The following is a 25,393-nucleotide window of genomic DNA, read 5'->3' as shown; positions in this document are numbered from 1 at the left end:
GTGCCGCACCGGGGGTTCAGGTCGTAGGACTCCAGCGTAGGTCGCCGCCTGCCCGCGCCCCGTGTCGTGGCGTTGTGTCGGGCTCCTCGGATCGTCGCGATCGCGGTGTCGTGCCCGACGGCGATTCCTCGCGTCACCTCTCGTTCGTACGTTCCGATCGGCCGCGCGCGACCTCTCGGGCGGCGCGCCACAGGGCCAGCCGAACCATCCCGGCGAGCACGGGGGCGAGCAGGCGGCGGGTCAGGGCGGGCGGCAGCGGACCCGCGAGGTAGACGTCCTCGACCCAGGTCGTCAGGCTCGCCCGGTCTCCCCTCGGGGCGACCCGAACCTCGGCCGTCCCGAGCAGCAGGGGCCCGAGCTTGGTGAACACCGCGACGCCCTCGGCCGACGACGTCGGCGGCTCGACCCGGTCCAGCCGCATCCGATCGGGCAGCCCGGGGGCACCGCGCCGGGCGAACGGTCCGGAGGTCGCGACGATCCGCCAGCCGACCGCGAGCGGCGGACCCGACACCTCGACGCGCGTGAGCGGGATCCAGCGGGAGTGGTGGCGCGGGTCGGCCAGCAGGTCCCACGCGTCGGCCGCCGGGAGCGGCAGCGTGCGGGAGATCGCGACGGGGGGTCGGACGGCGGGGGTCATGGCGGCTCCGGTGTGGTCGGGGGGCGCAGCGGCGCGGTGTGAGGTCCCGTCGGCGGCGCTCCGCGGTCAGGGTAAGCGGCGGGGGGACGTTCTGTCTGTCCGTCCGCGCGGAGCATGAGACAGGAGGGGCTCAGGTGGCTCAGAACCGGCTCCCGCGGGGCTTCGGGGGCCCGGCGGCCCCATGCTCCGCGCGGACGGGCCGGTACCGCTCTCCTGGGTGGCTGTCCTGGGCGGCACGGGTCCCGCGGTAACGTCCCAGGCATGGAATCACGGGTGTTGGGTCGGACCGGTCGTCAGGTCAGTGTCGTAGGGCTCGGGTGCTGGCAGCTCGGCGCCGACTGGGGCGAGGTCGGCGCAGACGAGGCGCTCGCGGTCATCGCCGGCGCGGTCGATGCCGGCGTGACGTTCCTCGACACCGCTGACGTCTACGGCGACGGGCGCAGCGAGAAGCTCATCGGCCAGTTCCTCGCGCAGCGCGCGCCGGACGCGACCCCTCTGACCGTCGCGACCAAGATGGGCCGCCGCGCCGACCCGCACGTCGCGGCCGCCTACACGCTCGATGCGTTCCGTGCCTGGACGGACCGGTCGCGCGCCAACCTGGGCGTCGACACGCTCGACCTGGTGCAGCTGCACTGCCCGCCGACTGAGGTGTTCTCGCGCGAGGCGACCTACGACGCGCTCGACACGCTGGTCGCCGAGAAGCGCGTGGCCGCGTACGGGGTTTCCGTCGAGACCGTGGCCGAGGCCCTGACCGCCATCGCCCGCCCGCACATCGCGACGGTGCAGATCGTGTTCAACGTCTTCCGGCGCAAGCCCCTCGAGCAGGTGCTCCCGGCCGCCGTCGCCGCGGGTGTCGGGATCATCGCCCGCGTCCCGCTCGCGAGCGGGCTGCTCTCGGGCAAGTACGACGCCTCGACCGTGTTCGCCGCGACCGACCACCGGTCGTACAACCGGCACGGCGAGGCGTTCGACGTCGGCGAGACGTTCGCGGGGGTGCCGTATGACATCGGCGTCGTCGCCGCGCAGCGCGTCGCGGCGCTCACCCCGGCCGGCGCGACGACGGCGCAGCTCGCGTTGCGCTGGATCATCGACCAGCCCGGGATCAGCGCCGTCATCCCCGGTGCGCGCAACGCGACCCAGGCCCGCGGCAACGCGGCCGCCGCCGGCCTCCCGCCGCTCGACGACGCCACGCTCGACGCGCTTCGGGTCATCTACGACGACGCGATCCGCGCGCACGTGCACGACCGCTGGTAGCAGCCCGCCGTCCGAAAGGACCGATCGGGAACGGTCAGTGACGTAGGCCGTTCCCGGCGGTCCGGCCAGGGTCGTGCGGGAACGGCGGCTGGCCCGACGCCGGGATCACGCGGGGCACGTCGCCGGTCTCGATGACCTCGACGAGCTGCGGGAAGTGCGGCGGCGGCGGCCCGAAGGCATGGCGCGCGCCCATGATCACGGTCCGCCCGAGCGCTCGGGCGCCCGTCACGCCGATCAGCGCGCCGATGCCGAACGGTGCGAGCCGACCGAACGCGAGCGCGCCCTGCCGCACGGCCTGCCGGCGGACCATCCGCTGCGTGAGCACGCGGTTGACCCGCGCGATGGTGCTGGTCGGCATCCGGGTCAGCACGGCCCGCGCGAACGCGCCCGAGGAGATCTCGGCCTCGGTGCCGGCCAGGACGGCAGACTCGCCGACGATGCTCCCAAGCAGGAGCGCGCGTCGTCGGCCCGTGTCCTGGACCTCGATGCCGTGCACGCTGGCGACGGCGAGCGCGAAGGCGGCCGACGAGGCGAAGAACGTCGCGACGTCGCTCGCGGTGAGAGCCATCGCTACCCCGGTGCCGATCGACGGCGCCGCCGCCGCCGCGCCGACGGCGCCGCCGGCGCCCGCGAGCACGAAGAGATACTCCCGCTCGAGCAGACCGATGATCTGGGCAGGTGACGCGTACGGGTTGCGCCGGCGCAGGCTCTGCACGTGGGCGTGGATCGTCGCCGACGGGATCGTCACGGCCTTCTCGAGCGCCGCGTCGATCACGGGCATCCGGCGCAGGTGCGGGGCGGACTGGTCGTCGAGAGCCGGGCCGATCTCCTGGCCGGGCTTCTTGCGTCGCTTCGCGGCCATGTCAGCGGCCACCCGTCGTGGGTTCGTCGTCGGTGACGACGAGCGCGACCGACGCGCCCGCCAGGAGGGTGCGCCCGACCGTGCAGTTCTGGTCGACGGCCCGCTGGACGACGACAAGGAGTCGTTCGAGGGCCGCCCCCGCCAGCGCGGAGAGGTCGACGACGATCTCCTCCTGCAGGTGGGGATACCTGTCTTCGAGCTCGTCGCTCGCCCCCGAGACGCGCACCGTGGCGGCGTAGTCCGGACCCAGCCGCCGGGCGAGCGGCAGGTCCGAGCTCATGCCGCAGCAGCCGGCGAGGGCGACCTTGAGCAGCTCGCCCGGGGTGAAGACCGCACCCGCGCTCGAGGGTCCCATCCGGACCTCGGCGCCCCGGGCGTTGCGCCCGGTGTACGTGCGGGAACCCGTGCGTTCAGCCCAGACGTCCACGGGGCGGGCGGGCGCGTCGGGCAGCAAGACAGGCAGAGCAGTCATGGCGTCGATCCTGCCACGGGGGCGCAATGCCGGGCGCACCCTGGCACATAGCAGATCAAATGTTCCGATTTACCGGATCTTTCAGACATTTCATGCTGAAGTGACGCGGACAATTTGCTCAATGCCTTCTGGTGATGCTGCCCTTGTCTTGGGGTGCGCATGGGGGTTCTTTTTCCATCGATCGTCTAGCCAAAGGCAGCGCACATGCGTCTCCCTCGCTCGAAGGCCGCCGCGGCGACCACCACCCGTTCCGCTGCGACCGACGGCCGCCTGCCGACACAGCGCGCGACCGCCCCGGACGCCCGTGCGGACGGGCGCGACCTGGTGACTGCCGGGGAGCTCGATGCCGAGCTGGCCTACGTCCTCGCCGGCGGGACCGGTAGAGGCGACGCTCCAGGGGTGCCGGGCTCAGTCGTCGAACCCGACGGCGCGCAGCTGCCCGGGAGCCCGTTCATCGCCCCACCGCTGGTGCTGCCGTTGCCGCTCCCACTGCGTCGCCGGCTCGCGCTCGCGACCTCCGCGGTCGTCGTGATCGTGCTCGCGGTAGCCGGGATGACGGTCGCGGCGGTGCAGCGCGCCGCGGCTCAGGCCGCTGTCGAGGCGCACTCCGCCGTCATGGCCGAGCAAGCACGGGTGTACGCCGCCGAGCGGGTCATGCTGCGGGAGCAGTACAACGCGGCGACCCGGGTGCAGATGGTGGCCGAGCAGACGGCGGCCGCCACAGCCGGCGTCGTCGTCCTCGACGCGGCCCGGGTGGCGTTGGCCGCGGCGCCACAGGCGGCTGCCGATCTTCTCGCCTCCGCGCAGGCATCGATCGACGCGGCCTCGGCCGTGGTGGGTGCGGACCCGATGCGCACGGTGCTGACCATCCAGGACGCCGTCGCCGCGGTCGACGCGCCGCTGCAGGCGGCCGTCGCGTCGCAGGGTGTCTGGCAGGTCGCCGAGGACGCGCGGATCGCCGCTGCGCAAGCAGCTGCGCAGGCGCAGGCGGCCGCGGCCGCGACCGCGGCCAAGCCGCGGACGACGACCCGGCGCGCGACGACGTCCACGGCGAGCGCGCCTGGGGCAGCGGCCCCCGCCCCCGCCCCCGCGAGCAACGTCCCGGAGTTCAGCGCGGGCGAGCTCGGCGGCGCGATCAATGCGTTCCGGGCCTCACAGGGGCTGGGTGCGCTCAGCGTCTCGCGGTCGTCGAGCCTCGTGGCGCACGCGGGCGCGATGGCGCAGGCCGGGGACATCTGGCACAGCGGCGGCGACAAGATCGTGGGCTACGTGCAGCCGGCGAGCGCCGCCGGGCTCGTGCAGGCCTGGGCGAACTCGCCGGGGCACCGGGCGTGGATGCTCAAGACCGACACGTCGGCGATGCAGGTCGGCGCCGTCGTGCTCAACGGGCGGCTGTACGGCGCGGTCAACTTCACCTGACGCGCCGTCGGCCGGTGCAGGTGCCGGGCGCCGGTTGACGCTGCTGGGGCGCCCTCCCGCGCAACCGGTACGCTCATGTCGGTCCGATCCGGGTGTCATGCCCGGGTCGATCAGCACGGAGACCCTGAACGCCATCCCCGGGACCCGCGGCCGCAAGGCCGGACGGTCTTGGCAAGGATGGCCCACGGGTCCCGAGCGCCTGTAGCTCAGGGGATAGAGCACCGCTCTCCTAAAGCGGGTGTCGGCAGTTCGAATCTGCCCAGGCGCACAGTGTGTTGTCGCAGGTCACAGGCCTGAGGCGGCTTCGGTGTTACCGCACGCGTTCGATGTCGGTCGCCGAGATGGCGGCCGGCGGGATCCGGCGCGCGTCCGCGAAGCGATTGAACGACTTCTCGGCGATGACGTGATGCGCTGCGAAGATCTTGACCCGCCACGACACCGTCCCCGACGGCAGGGTGCGCCGGGAGATGGCCATCAGGCAGCGCCCGCGGGGATCGGTTCCGTGTCCGGGCAGACGAAGTCTGCGGGGAGCAGGACCACTGTCCCCAGCCGCCGGGCGGGCACCTGCCCGGTCTCGACGAGAAGCCAGTGGGGTGCGGGAGGGCGCTAGGGTGTTGACGGAATTGGACGACGGCGACGACAGTGGTGAAGCACGCTGAATGCTGATGGCCGAACCGAGGTGTCTCATGTCGGTGACGCAAGCCACCCCCGAGCCGACGGCAGCAGATCCCGGGATCCTCGCGCTGCTCGACGCGTTACCCGACGCCACGGCGATGCTGGACCGCAACTGCACGATCGTCGCTGTCAACCACGCGTGGCGGATGTTCACGATCGACAACGGTGGGGACCCGACACGCACGGGGATAGGCGTCAACTACCTCGCAGTGTGCAAGATCTCTGCGGCAGCCGGATCCTCTGACGCGGCTGTCGTCGCGGCGGGCCTTCGCGCGGTGCTGCAGGGCGAGACCGTCGAGACTGAGTTCGAATATGCGTGCCCATCCCCTGCTGTCGGTCGCTGGTTTGCGCTCCGCATCACCCCGATCGGCGAGCCCCGCCTCGGGCTGCTTGTCTCGCATCTGAACATCAGCAGACGCAAGCTGGCCGAGGGCGACCTCATGCGCAAGGCCTCGCAGGACCCGCTGACCAGGCTCGCGAACCGCGAGCGGTTCCTCGAGCGGATGACTCACGCGCTCATCCCCCGCAATGGGCGACCGGCGACCGCCAACGTCGGAGTGCTCTACCTCGACCTCGACTCGTTCAAGCCGGTGAACGACACGTATGGGCACGCCGCCGGTGACGATGTGCTGCAGACCGTGGCGGCACGGCTCGCCGCGGTGACCCGTCCGCACGACACGATCGCCCGCCTCGGCGGGGACGAGTTCGCCGTGCTCGCACCCCGGATCACCCCCGCCGTGCTCGCGGGCCTCGTCGCGCGAATGACAGCCACCATCAACGAGCCCCACCTCGTGCATGGCGACTCCGTGACGGTAGGCGCGAGCATTGGTGCCTACCTGGCGCGCCCGGGCGAGACCGCCGCAGCATGCCTCCATCACGCGGACACCGCGATGTACGACCTCAAACGCGCACGCCAGAGCCCCATCGCGATTGACATCGGCCACGGTCCGCCAACTGGCCCGGGACACGCAGCAACCAGGAGCAGACGGCGACCACCGCCGAGATGAACCGCGGCATCCGCTGGGCCGTGGCGCGCGCCACCTTCCAGCACTGACGGCACCGACAACCGACGCTCCGGAGGTTCGGCAACTCACTGGCGACCGGCTCGCGTTCGGCGTGGGCACGATCGTTGGCGGCACGGTTCCGGCGTCCTGGAGCGAGACACGGAACCGTTTCTCAAATGCCGCAGCGCGAGGTCGATAGGTACCTCAAGGGGCTCGACCGGCCGTTCGGCGTGCGTCGATGCGGACCTTGCATGGACGAGCATGGGCAATGGCTGCACGAACAACGGATCGTCGGGAAAGCGGGAGGGTTGTGGACAGCGCCGCGTCAGTTGCTCGCGACTCGGATTCCCGCGTCGAGCGGCTGGAGACGATCTTCGAGCTCGCGCCGGTCGGCATCGGCATCGTGGACCACGACGGCCGGACCACGATGACGAACCAGGTGCTGCGCCGCCTGCTGGGGTACAGCATCGAGGAGTTCAAGGCACTGACGTTCTATCAGTTCACGCACCCCGACGACTCCGAGACGAACCGTGTGCTCTTCGAGCGGATGATCGCCGGCGAGCTCGACCAGTTCTCGATGGAGAAGCGGTTCATCCGCAAGGACGGGCACCTCCTGTGGGCCTTCTTGACGGTCTCCCTGGTGAGGACGGCCTCCGGCGAGCCGGACTACGCGATCGGCATGACCCAGGACATCACGGAGCGAAAGCGGCTCGAGGCGGAGCTACGGGTCGCCGAGGAGGGCTATCGGCTCCTGGTCGAGCAGGTTCCGGCGGTGGTCTACGTCGCCGAGCCGGGTCCGACCGGCCGGTGGGGCTACGTGAGCCCCCAGATCGAGGGGATGCTCGGCTTCACGGCGGACGAGTGGATGGCCGACCCGGGCATCTGGATGCGACAGCTCGACCCGCGGGACCAAGCCCCGGTGATGACCCATGAGCGCAGCATCGTCGGCGATTCCTCGCGGCTCGAGAGCACCGACACCTATCGGCTGCGCCATCGGGACGGATCGACGGTGTGGGTGCGCGACGACGCGACGCTCGTCCGGGACGCCGACGGCATGCCCGTGTTCCACGGAGTGCTCGTGGACGTCACCCGGGAGAAGAGGCTCGAGGAACGGCTGGCCCACGAGGTCCTGCACGACCCGCTCACGGGGCTGCCGAACCGCAAGCTGTTCCATGACCGCGTGGGCCACGCCCTCGCCGCCGCGGCGCGCTCCGGCGGGGCGGTGGCGGTGCTCTTCGTCGACCTCGACGACTTCAAGACGATCAACGACACGTTCGGGCACGCGGCTGGAGACGAGGTCATCGTGGCAGCGGCCCGGCGGTTGCAGACCTGCGCCCGTGCGGGCGACACGGCGGCCCGGCTCGGTGGTGACGAGTTCGCGGTGCTGGTCGAGGATGCGACGCCGGAGCTGGCCCTCGCCCTCGGCGACCGCATCCTGGCGGTCCTGCAGGGCACGCCGGTGGGTTTCAGCGGGCGCACCGCGATGGTGGGCGCGAGCATCGGAATCGCCGTGGCCGTGCGGGGGGAAACAACGGAGACCCTGCTGCGAAACGCGGATCTGGCGATGTACCAGGCCAAGACGGCAGGTCGCGGACGCCACGCGCTGTACGACCCCGGCATGCACGCCGAGGCCGTCAGCCGGTTCCGGCTCGAGTCAACACTGCGGGCGACGGCGATCGCGGCCGACGCGATCACGCTCGCCTACCAGCCGATCGTGAACCTGCGCACGGGCGTCGTCGTCGGGCTGGAGGCCACCGTGCGCTCGTCCGACGCCGCGCTCGGTGACGTGCCCCAGCCGGACCTCGTCGCGGCCGCCGACCAGTCGGGCGTCCTGCCCGCAGTCGGCGCCGAGACCCTACGGCGGGCCTGCGCGTCCTTCGTCGCTTGGCGGTCCACCACCTGCCCCGGCGCGTTCCTCAGCTTCGCGGTCCTGCCCGTGCAGCTCGAGCACGCGGGCTTCGCGACGGTGGTGCTCCAGATCCTCCACGACAACGGGCTCGAACCGGCGGCGCTGGTGGTCGGCGTGGACGGGGAGGCCGGGCTCGCGGAGAGCGGCTTGGACGCGCTGCGGGCGCTGCGAGCGGCGGGGGTCCGCGTGTCAATTGAGGGCTTCGGCACCGGACGCTCGTCCCTCGCGTGCCTCGCCCGGCTCCCCGCCGACGTCGTGAAGATCGACCACGCCTTCCTGCGTGACGGGTCGGACCACGCGGGCAGTCCGGCTCTCCTACGCGCGATCGTCCAGCTCGCGCGGGGCTTGGACCTCGTCGCGATCTGCGAGGGCATCGAGACCCCCGACCAGCTCGCCGAGGTTCGGGGAAGTCTGTGCACGCTCGGGCGCGGCCCCCTCTTCGGGCCCGGTCCAATCAAGCTCGTCCCCGCGCGGATCCCGGCGTTCGCGACGCCGGACGTCACTGGCCCGGGCTGACCCAGCCCGCGCGGGCTGCGAATCAAGCACCGGTTACCTGGTGCCAGCTGGGCCCGCCCGACCCGCGCGTCAACTGTCGCTGCGCACCCGTGGAAGCATCGATGCCGCCGACGCCCTGCGCGCACACCTTCTGGAAGGTCGGGCATGAACGATTCGCGGCGCTTGACTCGCGGGTGAACCTCTCAACCGTGGCGGCTTCCCGTGCGCCGATTACTCGGTGACAAGGGTCCCGGTATGCCGCGAAGTGCGCCCTGTCGGGCCGGATGCAGATCATTGCGGGCGGCAGCCTCATGTGAGGGGCCTGGTGGTCGATGCATTCATTGAGGACTTGACGGGACAAAGCGTTACAGGTCGGGGGGTCGGGAAGGACGACGCGTGCGTCAGCAGAAGTCAACTGTGCTGGTCTTGACCCCGAGCCTGGGCGGGGAGTACTTCGGGGAGCTCCTGGCCGGTCTGGCCAGGGAGGTGGCCGGTGCGGGCCGGCGGCTCTTGGTAGTCAAGACCCTCGCCCTGGGCATGTCACCAGACCAGGGCGGTGAGCCTGGCGACTTCTCCATGCCGGTGGCATGGTCGCGTGCGGCGGGGGTCGTGTCGATCACGACGGCCGCCGGCGCGTCGTACTTGAAGCGGCTTCGCGATCGAGGCATGGCGGTGGTCTTGGTCAGCACGCAGGTCGAGGGCTTCGCGGCCCCGATCGCGATGCCGGACAACTATGGCGGGACGTTCACGGCGGTAGAGCACCTCATCGGTCACGGACACACCCGAATTGGTTTCGTCGGCAACTTCGGTCAGTCGGACGTCCGGGACCGGTATAGCGCCTACCTCCAAGCGCTCGCGACGCACGACTTGGTAGCCGATCCCGCCCACGTCTTCGCTGTGCCGGACCACACTGAGTTGGCCGGGGAACGTATCGGCACCGCCCTGTTGGGGTGCGCAGAGCCCCCCAGTGCCCTGATGGTTGCCACCGACCGCAACGCGATCGGACTGTTGCGCGCGTTGACGACAGCCGGGTTGACGTTGCCTGACGATCTTGCGGTCATCGGGTTCGACAACATCGAAGCCGGGGCGTTCAGCAGCCCATCGTTGTCGAGCGTCAATCAGCGGTTCGACGAGGTGGGTGCCCTGGCGGGTCGGCTGGTGCTGGCCACGATGGGCGGTGAAGTGGTGCCCTACACCACTTTCACGTCCCCGTCCGTCGTCTTGACCGTGCGGGAATCGTGCGGCTGCTCGACCGATGCTCACCCCCACCACGAGCAAGACCAGACCAAGGGCGGTTGGTTGCTCGAGACGTCACCCGAGCTCCTTCGGGACGAGCTGACGGATGTGCTGTGCGGGGCGCTGCTGACCGGCGCGAGCACGAACCAGAGCATGGCGCGCGACGCGATCGTCGCGACCATGCATGAGGTTTCGGGCCTGCTGCTGGCCGGCGACGGTGTGAGCTCCGCGCAATTGCGGTCCCTGACCGCCACACTGCGCGGCCTCACGTCCCGACCGGACACCCTGCGTCGGATCACTGACGCGGTCACCGACTACGCGGTGCGGGTCGGGATCTCCGCTGCTACAGGTGCCACACCGGAAGCGACGGCGGTCGCAGCCTCTCTGTGGAAGCTGCAGGCTGGTGCGTTCCTGCGCCAGGCGGAGACCACCGAGACGGCGATCCAAGAGCAGTTCGCCGTGGACGCCGCGCTGCTTGACTCGAACCGTTCCGATCCACAGACCCTGGGCTGGCTCACGCACACCCACCTGGCCGCGGCCGTGCTCGCACTGTGGGTCGACGACCCATCCGGACGGCTGCGGATCGCGGGCACCTACGACCCGGATCTGCAACTGCCTGACCTCGTCGGCCTCGATGTCAAGAGTGCGGACTTCCCTCCGACCTCCCTGATCGCCGCGACCACGCCCGCCGACGGGGAAGTGTGCGTCGTGGTCCCGGTGCGCACCACCTCCCACGAGTGGGGGCTCCTCGCGGTGGCCGGGACGATCGAGACAACCTCGGTGCGCGAGACCTATCAGCACTGGGCCGACCTGCTCGCGGCCTCGCTCGAGTCCCAGCAGCTGCACCAGGAGGTACGGCGCAACGCCCTGTACGACGCCTTGACGGGGTTGCCGAACCGGCGACTGTTCCTCGACCGGCTCGAGCATTCCCTGACGATGTACAACCGCACCGAGACGCCCTTCGCGGTTCTGTTCCTCGACCTGGATGGGTTCAAGCTGATCAACGACTCCCTCGGGCACCCGATGGGGGACCGGGTCCTGACCGCGGTCGGCGACCGCATCCAGCGCGAGCTGCGCGCGGTGGACACCGGTGCCCGGTTCGGCGGCGACGAGTTCGCGATTCTGCTCCACGACACTGAACCCGGTCACGTCCTGCGGGTTGCCCAACGCGTGCAAGGCGCCCTGGCCGCAGTAATCGACCTCGACGGCCATGAGCTCACCATCCGGGCCAGCATCGGCATCGCGAGCAGTGCCATCTCCTACGCGTGCGCCGAGGATGTCTTGCGCGACGCCGACACCGCCATGTATCGGGCCAAGACCGCCGAGCCTGGAACCATCGCGATCTTCGACGTCGCCATGCACGAGCAAGCCGTGCAGCTGGCAGTCCTGCACGACGAGATCCGCATCGCCCTCGACGAGCAGCAGTTCGAGGTGTTCTACCAACCGATCGTCAACCTCGCCACCGGCCGCACCGACCGCTTCGAGGCACTGGTGCGGTGGAACCACCCGACCCGCGGCGTGGTCATGCCTGACGAGTTCCTGCCCATCATGGAGGAGAACGGCCTGATCGTCCGGCTCGGCCACCGCATCATCGACGAGACCGTCCGCCAACTCGCTGCCTGGGGTTCGCGTGTCGTCAACGTGGCCGTGAACCTCTCCGGCCGCGAGTTCTGGCACCACGACCTGCTCCGGTACGTCCTGGAGGTCCTGGACCGCCACGAGGTCACACCCGACCGCCTCACGTTCGAGATCACCGAGGGCGTGATCATGCGCCGCCCCGAGGCAGCCCTGCGCCTGATGCGCGACATGCACGACGCCGGAATACGCCTGCACATCGATGACTTCGGCACGGGCTACTCCTCGCTGGAGACCCTGCACCGATTCCCGGTGGACGCCTTCAAGATCGACCGCTCCTACATGCGTTCGCTCGCGACCACGAACCACACCGCCGAGCTGATCACCTCATTGGTCGACATGGGTAGATCCCTCGGGCTCGCCGTGGTCGCCGAAGGCGTCGAGACCGCCGAACAGCTCGACTTCCTCCGCCAGATCGGCTGCGCGACCGGGCAGGGCTACTTCTTCATGCCCGCCGTAACCAGCACCCATGCCACCGAACTCCTCAATCGCGAGCTCGCCGCGCCCACCCGCCGGAGCGACCCGAAAGATCCCCGGCAACCCCGGCCTACCGGCGTCCCTCCGGTCACGCGCGACCCCGCCGGATCCGCTGTCACGGCACGCGCGCACGGGTGACACCCCATCGCTCGGCAGCTCGGATCTGCCCAGGCGCCAAGCCGCGGTGGCGACGACGACGGATGCTGGCCATGCACAATGGTGGGCATGGACCCGAACGGCCCGACCACCGACGACGACGCCGACTCGAGCTCCGACCCCGCCGCCGGCACGCGGCGCTCGTTGCCGGAGCGGGTACGGTCCGCCCTCGGCTTCCTGCCGAGTCCGGTCCGGTGGGTCGTCGTCGGGCTCGTGGGTAGCACGCTGATCGTCGCGGGAGTCGCGATGCTCGTGCTGCCGGGCCCGGGCCTGATCACCATCTTCGCGGGTGTGGCGATCTTGGCTGCCGAGTTCACGTGGGCCGAGATCTTGCTGCACCGGATGAAGGCGGTGGGCGCGGCCACCTGGTCGCTGATTCGTCGCAAGCCGCGCCCCGAGCCCACGAGCTAGCCCGGGGCACGGCGTGCGGTCCTAGCAAGCGGGGCCCGTCAGTCCCCGGTCACGCCGTCAACCAGCTCCCGGAGCACGTCGAGGTGCCCGTTGTGCCGGGCGTTCTCTTCGATGAGGTGCAGCACCACCCACCGCAGCGTCGGGAAGTCGCCCGAGGCGAAGGGCGTCTGCGAGCGGGTGTCGAGTTCGAGCCCGGCGATGAGGAGATCGGTGCGCCGGGCCTGGTCGGCGTACTCCTCGAGCACCTGGCTCAACGGCGTGGTTGCACCGAGCGTGAACTCCCGGTCGGGCTCGTCGTCGGTCCACGGCCCGAGGTCGGGGCCGCCGACGAATCGGTTCTCGATCCAGGAGTGCTCGACCCAGCGCAGGTGATTGACGACGCCCCCGATCGACATCAGCGGCGACGTCACCAGGGGGGTCGCGGCGGCACCGGCCGCGGAGAGGCCGTCGCACTTGTCGCGGGCGGTGTCGCGTGTGTACTGCAGCATCGCGAGCAAAGTGGCGCGTTCGTCCCAGCTCGGCGGGCGATCCGTCCGCGTCACGCGCGCGGGCCGTAGACGGTGATGGTGTTGCCCTTGCTCGTCGTGCTCGAGTCGAGCAGGGTCAGGCGGGTCTGGGGGTCGCCCGTCTCGAAGAGCCGCCGGCCGGTGCCCGCGACCACGGGGTGCGTGGTGAGGGTCAAGGCGTCGAGGAGACCGGCGAAGATCAGCTGCCGGACCACGGAGATGCTGCCGTTCACGGCGATGTCCCCGCCGTCGTCGTTGCGCATCGCCGCGACCTCCGTGAGGAGGTCGCCCTTCAGGAGTCGGGCGTTGCGCCAGGCCAGGTCGCCGGTCAGCGTGCGGGAGGCGACCAGCTTCTCGATGGGATTGATGAACGCCGCGAACGGGTCGTCGTCACCGGCGTTCGGCCAGTACGACGCCCATTCCTCGTAGCTCACCCGGCCGAGCAGCACCGTGCCGACCCGGGCGATGGCGGCGCCCATCGCTTGGCCGAGCTCGTCGTCGAACTGGTCGAACTGCCAAAGGTTGGGCGACTCGACCACTCCGTCGACGGAGTGGAACAGGTGGGCGGTCACGGTGCGCATGGGTGCTTCTCCTCCGGTCGCGACGATGTGACCTTCACCGTAGGGGAAGTGCTGTCCCGGTGACCGCTGTGCCGGTGACCGCTGTGCCGATCAGAGCACCGGGCCCGGCGCCGATGCCACGCACCCGGGCGACTCGACGCCGTCGACCACGAGGGTCTGCGTCCAGGTCCACGCGTCGCCGAGACCCGACATCGCGTCGGCCGACAGTGAGATCGTCGCGCCCTGGTCCCCGGCGGCGAAGCCAGCGAACTCGACGTCGCGGGCGCCCGTGCCGTCGGCCCGGGCGAACGAGGCTCGGAGGGTCACGTCGTTCGTCGCGCCGACGGGCGACGCCCATTCCCAGGTTGCGACGGGGTCGGCCGGCTGGCCCGACGCCGGTCGGGTCACCCCCAGGCGCGTCGTGGTCGCGCCGCCCGTGTCCGCCGTCAACGTCCCACCGGTCAGGTGCACGGGAGCGCCGTCCACGCCCGTCATGGTGCACCGGGTCGCGAACGAGCCCGACATCCGCCCCGACGCCGGACCGTAGGCGAACAGCAGCCCGACTCCGCACGCGATCGCGGCCAGCACCGAGGCGGCCGTCCACCAGGTGGGGGCCGACGGCGACTCCCACGAGATCGGCGGACCCGGATCCAGCTCAGGGTTGGCGTGGCCGGCGAACCAGCGGTGCCGGCGGGGCCGGCGCGTGTCCAGCACGACCGTGGCCAGGAGGCTGTCTGCGAACGTCTTGTGCTGGGGGTGCCAGAGCGGTCGCAGGAAGCCGATCATCAGGATCGAGTCGATCAGGTGGGCGAGCCAGCGCAACGCGGTTCCCACGATCCCGACCGGGCGGGCGTCGGCGTCGCGCACGACGGCGATCCCCAGCACCAGCTTGCCGGGGGTGACCCCGAGGTACCCCTGCATCGCGACCATCGCGACGACCGCACCCACGAGCCAGCCGCTGTCGGTCCACGTCGGGAGGCCCATGCCCTGAGTACCCAAAGTCACGGACGTCCCGAAGAACGGCACCCCGACACCCACGTCACCGAACGCGAGGAACGACGCGCCGACGCCGATCGCGCCGTCCAGGACTGACGCGCCCACGCGCTTGACCCACGAGGCGTAGCGGGGGGCGACGTCATCGAAGGCGCCGAGCGACCCGGGGTAGAGGTCAGGGTCGACCGGTGCGCCCCCTGCAGCTGTCATGGGCGCCATCGTCCCGCGTGCTGCGCCCGGCCGGCTAGGACCCCGGCGAGGTGCGGGCGACGACGACCTCGGGCAGGCCGATCGGCGCGGGACGGGCGCCGCTGCGTTCTGCGCCGATCCCCGCCGCGATGACGAAACCGATGCCGACCAGCGGCAGCAGGGCCGGCTGCTGGTGCAGGAAGACCAGGCCGACGAGCAGGGCGATGGCCGGCTCCAGGCTCATGAGGGTGCCGAACGCGCCCGCCGTGAGCCGGCGCAGGGCGAGCAGCTCCAGGGTGAACGGGATGGTCGGCAGGAGGATGGCCAGGCCGAGCCCCCACGCGACGATGGGCCAGGTCAGTAAGCCCGCCGTGCTCGGAGCGGCGACCACGGTCGCGACGAGGGCCGCCACGGGCATCGAGACGGCGAGCCCCTGGATCCCGCTGACTTCGTCCCCGACCCGCTGCGTCAGCAGGATGTAGGCCGCCCAGCACAGGGCCGCACCCAGTGCGAAGCCGATGCCGACGAGGTCGGCCGTGCCGAGCCAGGGTTCGGTCATCAGGAGCACGCCGGCACCGGCGAGGGCCGGCCAGATCAGCTTGCGCAGCCCGCTGCTGTGCGCGACGGCGACCCCCAACGGGCCGAGGAACTCCAGCGCGCTCGCCGTCCCCAGCGGCAGCCGGGCGACCGCCGCCATGAAGAACAACGTCACCCCCGCGGTCGCGATGCCGAGCAGGACGCTCGCCTGCAGGCCGCGACGCGACATCGAGCGCCACCGCGGGCGGACGACGACGAGAAGGATGAGGCCCGCCCAGCTGAGCCGCAACCACGCGACCCCCGCCGGGCCGACGTCGGCCAGCATCCCGACGGAGGCCGCGAGCCCCAGCTGGACGCACAGCATCGACGTGATGGCCATACCGGTCCCGACCCGGGCGGGGGAGCGGCTGGGCGGGCGAAGGGTCGTGGTCACGTCTTGAGTAAACGTGACTGCGATCGTTCGTGTCCACTAGTCAATAGTGAACAAATAGATCGACAAATATGGATGATAGGGGGATGGACCCCCGCCGACTCCGCCTGCTGCTCGAGCTGTCGCGCCGTGGATCGATGCGGGCCGTGGCCGACGCGGTCGGGGTCGCGACATCGACTGTCTCGCAACAGCTGGCAGTCCTGTCGGCCGAGGTGGGGGTCTCGCTGATCGAGCCGGACGGTCGCCGGGTGCGCCTCACGCCCGCCGGCAAGCGGCTCGCCGGGCACGCCGTCACGATCCTCGGGGCGATCGAGGCGGCCTGCGCCGATCTCGACCCGGCGGCCGCGCCGGCGGGGGACGTGCGCGTGGCTGGTTTCGCCACCGCAGCCCGGCAGACCCTGCTGCCGGTGGCCCGGGAGCTCCAGTCGGGCCACCCGCTGGTGCGGTTGCACGTCTTCGAGCACGAACCGACCGAGGCGATGAGCCTCCTGCTCGACGATCGGGTCGACCTGAGCCTGATCTACGACTACAACCTGGCCCCCCAGGTGGTCGACCCCACGCTCGTGACCGCGCCGCTCTGGCACGCGCCCTGGGCCCTGGCTGTCCCGGCAGCGGACGACCTTCCGGCCGGGAACGCCGTGGCGATCTTCCGTCGCTACCGCCGGCACGACTGGGTCGTCAACTCGCGCGAGAGCACCGATGAGGACGCGATCCGTGCGGTTGCCGCGCTCGCCGGATTCACCCCGACGATCGGGCACCGAGCGGACAGCCTCGAGCTCGTGCAGGACATCGTGGCGGCGGGCCTGGGGGTGGGCATGTTGCCGGCCGGGGTCGTGACCATCCCCGGCGTCGTCCTGCTCCCGCTGATCGACCCCGAGGTGATCCTGCGTGCCTTCGCCGTCACGCAGCCAGGACGGGCGAGCTGGCCGCCGCTGGCTCTCGTCCTTCGCCTGATCGCCGGGCCGGCTGCTCGTCCGAACAGGCCCCACGAAGCCGATTCGTAGGGCAGGATGCAGTGGCGTGGGAATCCACCTCGTGGTGGTTTGCACCAGGGCCGTCCCGCACCGACACCAAGGAAGACCGACGATGCAGCAGCTCGACACCGTCCCCGTTGCCACCGGGGTCACCGACAAACGGCTCGCCGGCCTGCGCACCTGGAACCTCGGCCTCGCCCTGCTCCACTTCGGCCAGGCGGTCGCCGTCGTCTTCCTCGCGGGCAGCTTCGCCATCACGGTCAACTCCTCGATCCCCGAAGGCCCGCCCGGCAGCCCGGTACCCGCGCCGACGGCGATCTTCGACGTGCCGATCGGCTGGGCCATCGCGGTCTTCCTGTCGCTCGCGGCTCTGGACCACCTGCTGACCGCGACGGTGGCGCGTGGCACCTACGAGCGCGACCTCAAGCGGGGCATCAACCGGTTCCGGTGGGTCGAGTACTCGGTGAGCGCCACCCTGATGGTCATCCTCATCAGCTTCTACTCGGGCATCACGAACATCAACGCGGTGATCGCCGTCGCCGGCGCCAACGTCGCGATGATCCTGTTCGGCTGGCTGCAGGAGCTGATGAACCCGCCCGGGCGTCGCGTCACCACGATGCTCCCGTTCTGGTTCGGGACGATCGTCGGCCTCGCCCCCTGGATCTCGATCGGCTACAACATCGCGGCGTCCGGGTCCGTGCCCGGCTTCGTCTACGGGATCATCGTCACGCAGGTTCTGCTCTTCTTCAGCTTCGGGCTCAACCAGTGGCTGCAGTACCGCGAGGTCGGCCGGTGGGTCGACTACGCCTACGGTGAGAAGACCTACCTCGTGCTCAGCCTCGTGGCGAAGACCCTGCTCGCCTGGCAGATCTTCGGCGGGTCGCTCGCCCCCTAGCCGACCCCGAAGGTGCACATGGCGGACGCCCGCCGCGGCTCGCGCCCCGCGCGGCTAGGTTCCTTGCGGTGTGGCGACAGTCGTCGCGCGAGCGACGGAGGACACCCATGGCGGGCAAGTGGCGGGTCAAGACGGTCGAGCAGTCCATCCGGGAGACCGACGAACCGGGGCACCAGCTCAAGCGGAACCTGAAGACCTGGGACCTCATCGTCTTCGGCGTCGGCGTGATCGTCGGGACCGGGATCTTCGTGCTCACCGGTCAGCAGGCGGCCCTCAATGCCGGTCCAGCGGTGATCCTCTCGTTCCTGCTCGCCGGGATCACGTGCGCGTTCGCGGCCCTGTGCTACGCCGAGCTCGCCGCGACGGTGCCCGTCGCCGGCAGCGCGTACACGTTCGCCTACGCGACGCTCGGTGAGGTCGTGGCCTGGATCATCGGGTGGGACCTGCTGCTCGAGCTCATGCTCGGTGCCGCCGTGGTGGCGCGCGGCTGGTCGGCCTACCTGCAGTCGCTGCTCGGCCTGCCCACCTGGATGGCGGGGGACAAGGCCTGGCCGGACCCCGCCGCGATCGCGATCGTGCTGGTCCTGTCGCTGCTGCTCGTGCGCGGGTCGAAGACGGCGAGCCGGTTCACGGGGGTGCTCGTCGCCGTGAAGATCGCCGTCGTGCTCGTCGTGATCGTCGTCGGTGCGATGCACATCAACACCGCGAACTACTCGCCGTTCATCCCGCCGAGCCAGCCCGTGCAGGGCGCCGGGGGCGGGATCCTGCACCAACCCATCGTGCAGGCGTTCCTCGGCCTCGAGCCCAGCGCGTTCGGGGTCTTCGGGGTCGTGGCCGCCACATCGGTGGTCTTCTTCGCCTTCATCGGGTTCGACATCGTCGCCACGACGGCCGAGGAGACGGCGAACCCGCAGCGCGACATGCCGCGCGCCATCCTCGGGTCGCTCGCGATCTGCACCGTGCTCTACATGGCCGTCGCGGCCGTGCTGACCGGGATGGTCCCCTACGGCGAGCTCAACACGGGCGCGCCCCTCGCGGAGGCCTTCGACTCGATCGGGATCACGTGGGCGGCCCGCGTGATCGCGCTCGGCGCCGTCGCGGGGATCACCACCGTGATCTTGGTGATGCTCATGGGCCAGACCCGGGTGCTGTTCGCGATGTCCCGCGACCACCTCGTGCCGCCCCGGCTGGCCAAGGTCCACCCCCGCTTCGGCACGCCGTCGCTGATCACGGGCATCGTCGCCGCGGCGGCCGCGACGCTCGCGGGCTTCGTCCCGCTGTCGGCGCTGTCCGAGCTGGTCAGCATCGGCACGCTGTTCGCGTTCGTCGTCGTGTGCGTCGGCGTGCTCGTGCTGCGCCGCACCCGGCCCGATCTGCCCCGCGCGTTCCGGACCCCGGGAGTCCCGGTCGTGCCGGTGCTCGGGGTCGTGGCGTGCGTGTGGCTCATGGTCAACCTGCCGTTGGAGACCTGGCTGCGCTTCCTGGTGTGGATGGTCATCGGCATCGTGATCTACCTGGCGTACGGACGTCGTCACAGCCGGCTGGCGCCGGACGTGGACCTGCCCACCGAGCTTCCGTCGCCTGCTCCGGTTCCGACCTGACCTCCCCGCTCGCCGTGGCGGCCCCGGCGTTCCGGGGCCGAGCGCGGTCGGGGACGAGTGGGTGCGTCTGGGTCGGTAGTGGGGCAATTTGACCTTGACCCCTGCGCGGCGTCACAATTAGCCTTGACAGTGCGCATCGCCGGCCCCCTGCGCGGTGCGCACTGCCTTATCTTTTCCTGGCTTTCCGTTCGCCCTGAAGGGCGTCACGACGTGCCCGTTTCGATCCAATCCCGGCTTCGACGGCGAGCCACGCACGGTCCGCCGCGATCCGCGGCTAGCGTTCCAGCGTGACTGTTCCCGCACACACCGCAGGCACACCGTCCGGCGTCGGTCCCGAGTTCCCCGCGACGGCCGGCAACCAGCCTGTGGCCGTCGTTCCGCCCTCGACCGCCGAGCTCGTGGCGGTCGCCGTCGCGTCCTGGCGCTCGTCCCTCGTCGAGGCAGCCGGGGGATCGTCCCTGGCCAACGTCGACCTGCTCGGCGAGGCCTCGCTCGACCTGTCGGCCGCGCACCCGTCCGGCATCGCGCAGCTGTTCGCCGGTCGCGACACCCGCCTGTCGAACCTGGTCCGCGAGGGCGCCGCCCTGGCGACCGCCAAGCGCCGTGCGCGGGCGGTGGGCGCGCGCGCCGAGGAGTACGCGCAGCGGTACGGGATCGCCCCCACCTACCTCGCGATCGGCGTCGCCACCTGGATCGAGCGGACGTCACCGGACGTGGCGACCGACGACGTCGGCGCGCTCGCCGCGGTGACCCGCAATCGGCCGAGCCACGAGGGGCCGGCGCGCGAGGGGACCGACCAGGCGTCGATGGCCGACGACGGCGCGGACGCGGAGGCCCGCACCGAACCCGGCTCGCACCCCGAGACGCCGTCAGCCCCCCGGACCGTGCGCGCGCCCGTCCTGCTGCGCCCGGTCGGGCTGCACCCGCGCGGCAGCGGCGCGAGCGACTACGAGCTCAGCCTCGAGCCGTCGCTGGAGCTCAACCCGATCCTGGCCCGCGCGCTGCGGGGTCGGGGCGCGCTGCTCGACCCGGTCGCGCTCGCCCGCGGCGCATTCACCGGCTCCGGCTTCAACCCGCGACCGGCGCTCGACCGCCTGTCCGCCCTGGGTGCGGCCGTGCTCGAGGACTTCACGCTCACGGAGCGGCTGCTGGTCGGCACGTTCGTCCACCCGGGCCAGGTGCTCGTCGAGGATCTCGACCAGAACTCCGCCACGCTCGCCCGGCACGAGGTGATCGCCGCGCTCGCGGGCGACGACGCCGCGCTCGAGCTCCTGGCGAGGCCGCTCCCCGAGCGCGTGCGCGGCGACCGTGACCCGGCCGCCGAACGCGGCGTCGGCGACCTCGACCCCGTGCAGCGGCACGTGCTCGACGTGCTCGCGACCGGCAGCCACCTGTTCATCGACGCCCCGGCCGGCTGCGACGAGACCGGCACGCTGGCCGCCGTCGTCGCCGACGCCGCCGCGAGCGGGCGCAGCGTGCTCTACGTCCCCGGTCACCGGCGTGCCGCGACCGCGCTGAGCGCCCGGCTCGGCGAGCTCGGTCTCGGTGACCTGCTGCTCGACGTCGCACCGGACGCCGACTGGCGGTCCGCCGTCGCGCGCCGGCTCCTCGGGGCGATGACGCTCGAGCCCGCCGCGACGGACCCCCAGCGGGTCGCGGCCCTGCGTCGCGACCTGGTCGCCCACCGCGGGCGCCTCAGCGGGTACGTCAACGCGCTGCACCAGGAGCGCGAGCCCTGGGGTGCCTCCGCGTACGACGCGCTCCAGGCGCTCGCCCGGCTGACCTCGACCCGGCCCGCGCCGCAGACCACCGCTCGGCTGAGCCCCGACGTCGCTCGCGTGCTCGACGCCCCCCGGCGGGCGCTGCTCGCCGTGGACCTCGCCCGCGCCGCCGTCCTGGGCGCCTTCTCGCTCCGCGCGGCGCAGACCCCCTGGTTCGGCGCGGACCTCGTGACGGCCGCGGCCGCCCAGGACGCGCTCGCGCGGATCGAGCGGCTCGTGGGCCAGTCTCTGCCGATCCTTGCGGCGCGCGCGGAGCAGGTGGCGGTCGCGACCGGCCTCACCACGGCGACCACCGTCGCGGCCTGGGGCGAGCAGCTGTGGATGCTCGACGGGATCCGCGGCGCGCTGGACGTCTTCCAGCCGATGATCTTCGAACGCACCGCCGCCGACCTCGTGGCCGCCACGGCGTCCAAGGCCTGGCGAGTCGAGCACGACCAGCCGATGGGGCGCATGCTCCGGCGCCGGCTGCGCAAGCAGGCCAAAGACATGGCCCGACCGGGCCGGCCCGTCGCCGACCTGCACGCGGCGCTCGTCGAGGTTCAGCACCAGCGCGAGATCTGGCAGGCGCACTGCCCCGGTGGCGGTTGGCCGCGGCTGCCCGAGGGTCTCTCGGCGATCGAGGCGGAGTACGGGCAGGTCGCCGACGACCTTCAGCACCTCGAGGCCGCGCTCGCGACCACCCCCGGCGGCGGCGAGCTTCGGCTCGTCCCGCTGCCCGAGCTCGCCGATCGGCTCCGTCGGCTGCTCGCCGACCGGTCCGCGCTCGACGCGCTCCCCGAGCGCACCGCGCTGGTCCGCACGCTCCGCGCGGCGGGGCTCGACCCGCTGCTCGACGACCTTGCCCGACGCCGGATGGGCGCCGAGCTCGTCGGCGCCGAGCTCGACCTTGCGTGGTGGAGCACGGTCTTCGACGAGCTGCTCCGCCGTGACCCTGCCCTGGCCGGCTACGACGGCACCGCGTTGTCGACGCTCGCGGCCGAGTTCCGTCGGCTCGACCTGGAGCAGGTGGCGAGCCTGTCGGCGCCGGTGCGCACCGCCGCCGTCGGGCACATCGCCACCGCGCTGACCGCGCACCGCGAGCAGGCCGAGGAGCTCTTCTCCGAGCTCGTCGACGAGCGGCTGACCAGCCTGCGCCAGACCGTGGAGCGTTACCCCGACCTGGTGCGCCGGCTGCGCCCGGTGCTCACGGCGTCGCCCATGATCGTGCCCCAGCTGCTTCCCGCGACCCGCACGGTCGACCTCGTCGTGCTCGACGCCGTCCAGCACCTCCCGCTCGAGGTCGCGCTGGCGGCGCTCGTGCGCGGGCGCCAGGTCGTCGTCGTCGGCGATGCGCGGTGCGCGTCCGGGACCGCCGTCCGCGAGCTTGCGGCCGTGCTGCCGGGGATCGCGCTGCGGGCCGACTCGACCCGGCGCGACCCGTACCTCACCGCGTTCCTCGCCGAGCACGGCTACGCGGGTGTGCTCGAGGCGACGCCGCTGCCCGTGGCCGCGCCGCTCGTGCGGCTCGACGTCGTGGACGGCTCCGGCATGCCCGACCCCGCGACCGGTGCCGTCGACAGCACCCGGGCCGAGGTCGAGCACGTCGTCGAGCTCGCGATCACGCACGCGCTGACCTGTCCCGAGGAGTCGCTCGCCGTCATCACGTCCTCGCCGACGCACGCCAACCGGGTGCGCGAGGCGGTCCTGGCCGAGGTGCGGGACAACCCGTCGCTCGCGGCTTTCTTCGACGTCGCGCGTTCGGAGCCCTTCGTGGTCGCCGACCTCGCCGGCGTGGCCGGGCTGCGGCGTGAGGCGATCATCCTGTCGGTCGGGTTCGGCAAGACCCCGCACGGGCGTGTGCTCCACGGCTTTGGCCCGCTGAGCGGTCCGGGCGGCGAGGCGTTGCTGCTCGATGCGCTCGGCGCCACCCGGCACCGGCTCGTCGTGGTGTCCTGCTTCGGTGCCGACGAGCTCGACCCGGAGCGGCTGCGCGGCGCGGGTGCGCGGTTGCTCGCCGACGTGCTGGCGTTCGCGTCGGCGCGCGGGCGCGACGAGACCGGCATCGCCGTGAGCGCGCCGGACCCGTCCAGCCCGGACCGGCTCGTGATGGACCTGGCCGAGCGGCTGTGGCGCGCGGGCCTGCTCGTGGAGATCGACTACGGCGTGGCCGGCGGGTCGCGGATCCCGCTCGCGGTCGGGCACCCCGACCTGCCCGGCGAGCTGATCGTCGCCGTCCTGACCGACGACGCGGACTACGTCGCCGAGCCGAGCGTGCGGGTGCGCGACCGGCAGCGCGCCCGCCGCCTGGAGCGGTTGGGGTGGTCGGTGGCGCAGGTGTGGTCGGCGGCCGCGTTCCTCGACCCGCAGGGCGAGGCCGACGCGATCGAGCGCACGGTCCTCGCTCGGGTGGCGGACCGGGCCCGGCTCGCACGTCCGACCGGGGCGATGATGCCCGCGGGCGGGCCGGCGAACTCCGATCTCAGCGACGCGGGGGAGCTGCGGCGTTCCGCCGGGCACGCCCAGCCGACGCTGCCGGTGCCGGGCCTCCCGCGGCCGCCGGTGGAGCCGGGATTGCCGATCAGCGCCTACGGCGACGACCAGCTCGACGACCTGCTCACCTGGATCGTGTCCGACGGCGTCGAGCGTGACCACCTGCAGCTCGCGGCGGTCCTACGGTCCGAGCTCGGGATCGCCCGCCGCGGAGCGCGGGTGGACACGGCGATCGCCAGTGCGGTGCGCCGCATCCTGCCGTAGCCGCCTCGGCGGCTCGTCGGGGAACCACGTACCCTGGTAGATCGTGTCCCTCAACGACGTCTCCTCTGACCCCGCCGCCTCGACCCACGCTTCCGATGTGGCGCGGGAGCGAACTGGGCCGGAGCACACGGCGCGGCCCAAGCGACGGCGCGTCATCCGGCTCGGCGTGGGCGACGCGACCCCGAGCCGGAGCGTCGACGACGCCAACCGGGGCTGGCACGAGTCCGCGAGCGACCAGACGAACGACGCCCAGCTCCAGCGGGACGTCCCCCCGCACTGGTGAGCCGGTCCGGCCCACCAGCGCGAGCGGGGTGTGTCAGGAGCGCGGGGACGTGCCCTGCTGCGCGGCGAGCAGGTCGCGGATCTCCTGCAGGAGCAGGGTGTCCGTGGCGATCGCGGCGACCTCGGGCTCGACGCCCCGGTTGCGGCGCTCGGCGACCTTGTTGAGCGGGAACACGATGATGAAGTACACCGCGGCGGCGACCACGAGGAACTTGATCAGCCCGTCCAGGACCATGCCCGGGTAGAAGTGCGCGTTGTTGATGTCGAAGGCGCCGGCCTTGGAGAGATCCGTGCTGCCGAGGATCGCGGCGATCAGCGGCGTGAACAGCCCGTTGACGATCGAGTTGATCAGGGCCGTGAACGCGGCACCGATGACGACGGCGACCGCCAGCTCGACGACGTTGCCACGCATGATGAAGTTCTTGAATCCTTCGAGAACCGAACGCATCGGTGTCCCCAATCGGTCGAGGTGGGCGGATCGCCGCAGATCATTCCACGCTGAACCGGAGGCCGACGACACCGTTCACGCCCCGGTCAGCCCACGACGACCGCGCTCAGGCTTGCCCAGCTGGACGCACCGGCCAGGTCAGCCGCCTCCGCCGGGGTCACCGCAACCAGGGTCAGTTCCCCGGTCCCCGGGTCAGCCCCGCCGCCGCTGAGGATCCCGCCGCCGATCGCGTTCGCGGCGGTCGAGGCTGCGTCGGCACCGGGCCGGACCAGCACGATCGCCCGCTCCGCCAGGCGCCGCACGACCGGCTCGCCGTCGGCCGAGCCGGTCGCGGCGAGCACGTCGATACGGTCGCCGGGCCGCAGGAGCGCGGCGACCGCCGGGTCCGCGAGCCGGATCGGTGCGACCACCGAGCCGGCCGGCCCTGCGGCCGCGAGGCGGTCGCCGGCGAGCAGCGTGTCGACGATCGGGAGCCCTGGCGGGGCGCCGATCACCAGCTCGTGGCCGACGACGTCGTCCGCGCCGCGGTGGGAGCCGCGGGGGACCAGGGCGGGCGGCAGGCGGACCACACGGAGGTCGGCGGCCACCAGCGCACCGGGCGCGAGCAGGCGTGCAGCGACCACGACGGGCACGGTAGGCGTCGGCGCGGGGCTGAGGCGCCCGACGACCAGGGCCACCGCCACCCCCAGGAGCGTGGCGGCCACGGGGAACCGCAGGCGCCAGGCCAGCAGCCGCGCGCGGTGGGTCGGCGTCCGGCGGGCGACGGCAGCTCGTGGGGAGCCGTCCGGGGGGTGCCGCAGCGGGAGTCGAGGCATGTCCGGG

At 71.9% G+C, this 25,393-nt stretch carries 21 protein-coding genes and 1 tRNA gene; 12 read left to right on the top strand and 10 right to left on the bottom strand.

Going from position 1 to position 25,393, the window contains the following annotated elements; all coding sequences use genetic code 11:
• Positions 1-133: 133 nt before the first annotated feature.
• Positions 134-637 (bottom strand): SRPBCC family protein, encoded by a 504-nt coding sequence (locus VTA80_RS05955; protein WP_407344475.1) that lies wholly within the window; start codon positions 635-637, stop codon positions 134-136.
• 261 nt (positions 638-898) lie between these two features.
• On the opposite strand from VTA80_RS05955, the gene VTA80_RS05950 reads away from it, so the two are divergent.
• Positions 899-1,891 carry an aldo/keto reductase gene (locus tag VTA80_RS05950; RefSeq protein WP_407344474.1) on the top strand — a complete coding sequence of 331 codons (993 nt, stop codon included), beginning with the start codon at positions 899-901 and terminating at the stop codon, positions 1,889-1,891.
• A 34-nt stretch (positions 1,892-1,925) separates the two neighbouring features.
• Here VTA80_RS05950 and VTA80_RS05945 read toward each other — a convergent pair whose 3' ends face one another.
• Together VTA80_RS05945 and VTA80_RS05940 are read right to left on the bottom strand one after the other, a co-directional pair.
• Complete coding sequence (locus tag VTA80_RS05945) at positions 1,926-2,753, bottom strand: hypothetical protein (RefSeq protein ID WP_407344473.1); 828 nt, start codon at positions 2,751-2,753, stop codon at positions 1,926-1,928.
• 1 nt (position 2,754) lies between these two features.
• Positions 2,755-3,225 carry an OsmC family protein gene (locus VTA80_RS05940; RefSeq protein ID WP_407344472.1) on the bottom strand — a complete coding sequence of 157 codons (471 nt, stop codon included), beginning with the start codon at positions 3,223-3,225 and terminating at the stop codon, positions 2,755-2,757.
• 204 nt (positions 3,226-3,429) lie between these two features.
• On the opposite strand from VTA80_RS05940, the gene VTA80_RS05935 reads away from it, so the two are divergent.
• A complete protein-coding gene (locus VTA80_RS05935) occupies positions 3,430-4,644 on the top strand; it encodes a CAP domain-containing protein (RefSeq protein WP_407344471.1) in 1,215 nt (404 codons plus the stop codon).
• Between the two features lie 195 nt (positions 4,645-4,839).
• Positions 4,840-4,912: transfer RNA gene (locus VTA80_RS05930), tRNA-Arg, on the top strand.
• 42 nt (positions 4,913-4,954) lie between these two features.
• Here the strand turns inward: VTA80_RS05930 and VTA80_RS05925 are convergent.
• The gene (locus VTA80_RS05925) at positions 4,955-5,119 is read right to left on the bottom strand and encodes a hypothetical protein (protein ID WP_407344470.1); all 165 of its coding nucleotides are present in this window, start codon (positions 5,117-5,119) and stop codon (positions 4,955-4,957) included.
• Positions 5,120-5,330: 211 nt separating this feature from the next.
• On the opposite strand from VTA80_RS05925, the gene VTA80_RS05920 reads away from it, so the two are divergent.
• The 4 genes from VTA80_RS05920 to VTA80_RS05905 all read left to right on the top strand — a co-directional run bounded on the left by VTA80_RS05920 (position 5,331) and on the right by VTA80_RS05905 (position 12,642).
• Entirely contained in the window at positions 5,331-6,326 is a 996-nt protein-coding gene (locus tag VTA80_RS05920) for a diguanylate cyclase domain-containing protein (RefSeq protein ID WP_407344469.1), read from the top strand.
• 307 nt (positions 6,327-6,633) lie between these two features.
• The gene (locus VTA80_RS05915; RefSeq protein WP_407344468.1) at positions 6,634-8,748 is read left to right on the top strand and encodes a putative bifunctional diguanylate cyclase/phosphodiesterase; all 2,115 of its coding nucleotides are present in this window, start codon (positions 6,634-6,636) and stop codon (positions 8,746-8,748) included.
• Positions 8,749-9,123: 375 nt separating this feature from the next.
• Positions 9,124-12,213, top strand: a complete 3,090-nt coding sequence (locus VTA80_RS05910; protein ID WP_407344467.1) for an EAL domain-containing protein — start codon at positions 9,124-9,126, stop codon at positions 12,211-12,213.
• 87 nt (positions 12,214-12,300) lie between these two features.
• Entirely contained in the window at positions 12,301-12,642 is a 342-nt protein-coding gene (locus tag VTA80_RS05905; RefSeq protein ID WP_407344466.1) for a PGPGW domain-containing protein, read from the top strand.
• Between the two features lie 38 nt (positions 12,643-12,680).
• On the opposite strand, the gene VTA80_RS05900 is transcribed toward VTA80_RS05905, so the two are convergent.
• From VTA80_RS05900 to VTA80_RS05885, 4 genes are all read right to left on the bottom strand, one after another.
• A complete protein-coding gene (locus tag VTA80_RS05900) occupies positions 12,681-13,130 on the bottom strand; it encodes a DinB family protein (RefSeq protein ID WP_407344465.1) in 450 nt (149 codons plus the stop codon).
• A gap of 50 nt (positions 13,131-13,180) precedes the next feature.
• Positions 13,181-13,729 carry a dihydrofolate reductase family protein gene (locus VTA80_RS05895; protein WP_407344464.1) on the bottom strand — a complete coding sequence of 183 codons (549 nt, stop codon included), beginning with the start codon at positions 13,727-13,729 and terminating at the stop codon, positions 13,181-13,183.
• Between the two features lie 90 nt (positions 13,730-13,819).
• Complete coding sequence (locus VTA80_RS05890; protein ID WP_407344463.1) at positions 13,820-14,911, bottom strand: RDD family protein; 1,092 nt, start codon at positions 14,909-14,911, stop codon at positions 13,820-13,822.
• 34 nt (positions 14,912-14,945) lie between these two features.
• Complete coding sequence (locus VTA80_RS05885; protein ID WP_407344462.1) at positions 14,946-15,860, bottom strand: EamA family transporter; 915 nt, start codon at positions 15,858-15,860, stop codon at positions 14,946-14,948.
• Positions 15,861-15,943: 83 nt separating this feature from the next.
• On the opposite strand from VTA80_RS05885, the gene VTA80_RS05880 reads away from it, so the two are divergent.
• From VTA80_RS05880 to VTA80_RS05860, 5 genes are all read left to right on the top strand, one after another.
• Complete coding sequence (locus VTA80_RS05880) at positions 15,944-16,861, top strand: LysR family transcriptional regulator (RefSeq protein ID WP_407344461.1); 918 nt, start codon at positions 15,944-15,946, stop codon at positions 16,859-16,861.
• A gap of 82 nt (positions 16,862-16,943) precedes the next feature.
• The gene (gene heR / locus VTA80_RS05875) at positions 16,944-17,726 is read left to right on the top strand and encodes a heliorhodopsin HeR (protein WP_407344460.1); all 783 of its coding nucleotides are present in this window, start codon (positions 16,944-16,946) and stop codon (positions 17,724-17,726) included.
• Positions 17,727-17,833: 107 nt separating this feature from the next.
• The gene (locus tag VTA80_RS05870) at positions 17,834-19,327 is read left to right on the top strand and encodes an amino acid permease (protein ID WP_407344459.1); all 1,494 of its coding nucleotides are present in this window, start codon (positions 17,834-17,836) and stop codon (positions 19,325-19,327) included.
• A gap of 287 nt (positions 19,328-19,614) precedes the next feature.
• Entirely contained in the window at positions 19,615-23,841 is a 4,227-nt protein-coding gene (locus VTA80_RS05865) for a hypothetical protein (RefSeq protein ID WP_407344458.1), read from the top strand.
• 43 nt (positions 23,842-23,884) lie between these two features.
• The gene (locus tag VTA80_RS05860) at positions 23,885-24,124 is read left to right on the top strand and encodes a hypothetical protein (protein WP_407344457.1); all 240 of its coding nucleotides are present in this window, start codon (positions 23,885-23,887) and stop codon (positions 24,122-24,124) included.
• 33 nt (positions 24,125-24,157) lie between these two features.
• Here VTA80_RS05860 and mscL read toward each other — a convergent pair whose 3' ends face one another.
• Together mscL and VTA80_RS05850 are read right to left on the bottom strand one after the other, a co-directional pair.
• Entirely contained in the window at positions 24,158-24,571 is a 414-nt protein-coding gene (gene mscL / locus VTA80_RS05855; protein WP_407344456.1) for a large conductance mechanosensitive channel protein MscL, read from the bottom strand.
• 86 nt (positions 24,572-24,657) lie between these two features.
• The gene (locus tag VTA80_RS05850) at positions 24,658-25,386 is read right to left on the bottom strand and encodes a flagellar biosynthesis protein FlgA (RefSeq protein WP_407344455.1); all 729 of its coding nucleotides are present in this window, start codon (positions 25,384-25,386) and stop codon (positions 24,658-24,660) included.
• Positions 25,387-25,393 lie beyond the last annotated feature (7 nt).

Source organism: Pengzhenrongella phosphoraccumulans, from assembly GCF_045689905.1.
Classification (GTDB): domain Bacteria; phylum Actinomycetota; class Actinomycetes; order Actinomycetales; family Cellulomonadaceae; genus Pengzhenrongella; species Pengzhenrongella phosphoraccumulans.
The sequence above is the reverse complement of the archived record's forward strand: the minus strand, read 5'-3'. Positions and strand labels throughout refer to the sequence as shown.

Bases quoted from the DNA above. Each gene is read 5' to 3' on its own strand.
- VTA80_RS05955 (WP_407344475.1), bottom strand. From the start codon at position 637: ATGACCCCCGCCGTCCGACCCCCCGTCGCGATCTCCCGCACGCTGCCG.
- VTA80_RS05950 (WP_407344474.1), top strand. From the start codon at position 899: ATGGAATCACGGGTGTTGGGTCGGACCGGTCGTCAGGTCAGTGTCGTA.
- VTA80_RS05945 (WP_407344473.1), bottom strand. From the start codon at position 2,753: ATGGCCGCGAAGCGACGCAAGAAGCCCGGCCAGGAGATCGGCCCGGCT.
- VTA80_RS05940 (WP_407344472.1), bottom strand. From the start codon at position 3,225: ATGACTGCTCTGCCTGTCTTGCTGCCCGACGCGCCCGCCCGCCCCGTG.
- VTA80_RS05935 (WP_407344471.1), top strand. From the start codon at position 3,430: ATGCGTCTCCCTCGCTCGAAGGCCGCCGCGGCGACCACCACCCGTTCC.
- VTA80_RS05925 (WP_407344470.1), bottom strand. From the start codon at position 5,119: ATGGCCATCTCCCGGCGCACCCTGCCGTCGGGGACGGTGTCGTGGCGG.
- VTA80_RS05920 (WP_407344469.1), top strand. From the start codon at position 5,331: ATGTCGGTGACGCAAGCCACCCCCGAGCCGACGGCAGCAGATCCCGGG.
- VTA80_RS05905 (WP_407344466.1), top strand. From the start codon at position 12,301: ATGGACCCGAACGGCCCGACCACCGACGACGACGCCGACTCGAGCTCC.
- VTA80_RS05900 (WP_407344465.1), bottom strand. From the start codon at position 13,130: ATGCTGCAGTACACACGCGACACCGCCCGCGACAAGTGCGACGGCCTC.
- VTA80_RS05895 (WP_407344464.1), bottom strand. From the start codon at position 13,729: ATGCGCACCGTGACCGCCCACCTGTTCCACTCCGTCGACGGAGTGGTC.
- VTA80_RS05890 (WP_407344463.1), bottom strand. From the start codon at position 14,911: ATGACAGCTGCAGGGGGCGCACCGGTCGACCCTGACCTCTACCCCGGG.
- VTA80_RS05880 (WP_407344461.1), top strand. From the start codon at position 15,944: ATGGACCCCCGCCGACTCCGCCTGCTGCTCGAGCTGTCGCGCCGTGGA.
- heR (WP_407344460.1), top strand. From the start codon at position 16,944: ATGCAGCAGCTCGACACCGTCCCCGTTGCCACCGGGGTCACCGACAAA.
- VTA80_RS05870 (WP_407344459.1), top strand. From the start codon at position 17,834: ATGGCGGGCAAGTGGCGGGTCAAGACGGTCGAGCAGTCCATCCGGGAG.
- mscL (WP_407344456.1), bottom strand. From the start codon at position 24,571: ATGCGTTCGGTTCTCGAAGGATTCAAGAACTTCATCATGCGTGGCAAC.
- VTA80_RS05850 (WP_407344455.1), bottom strand. From the start codon at position 25,386: ATGCCTCGACTCCCGCTGCGGCACCCCCCGGACGGCTCCCCACGAGCT.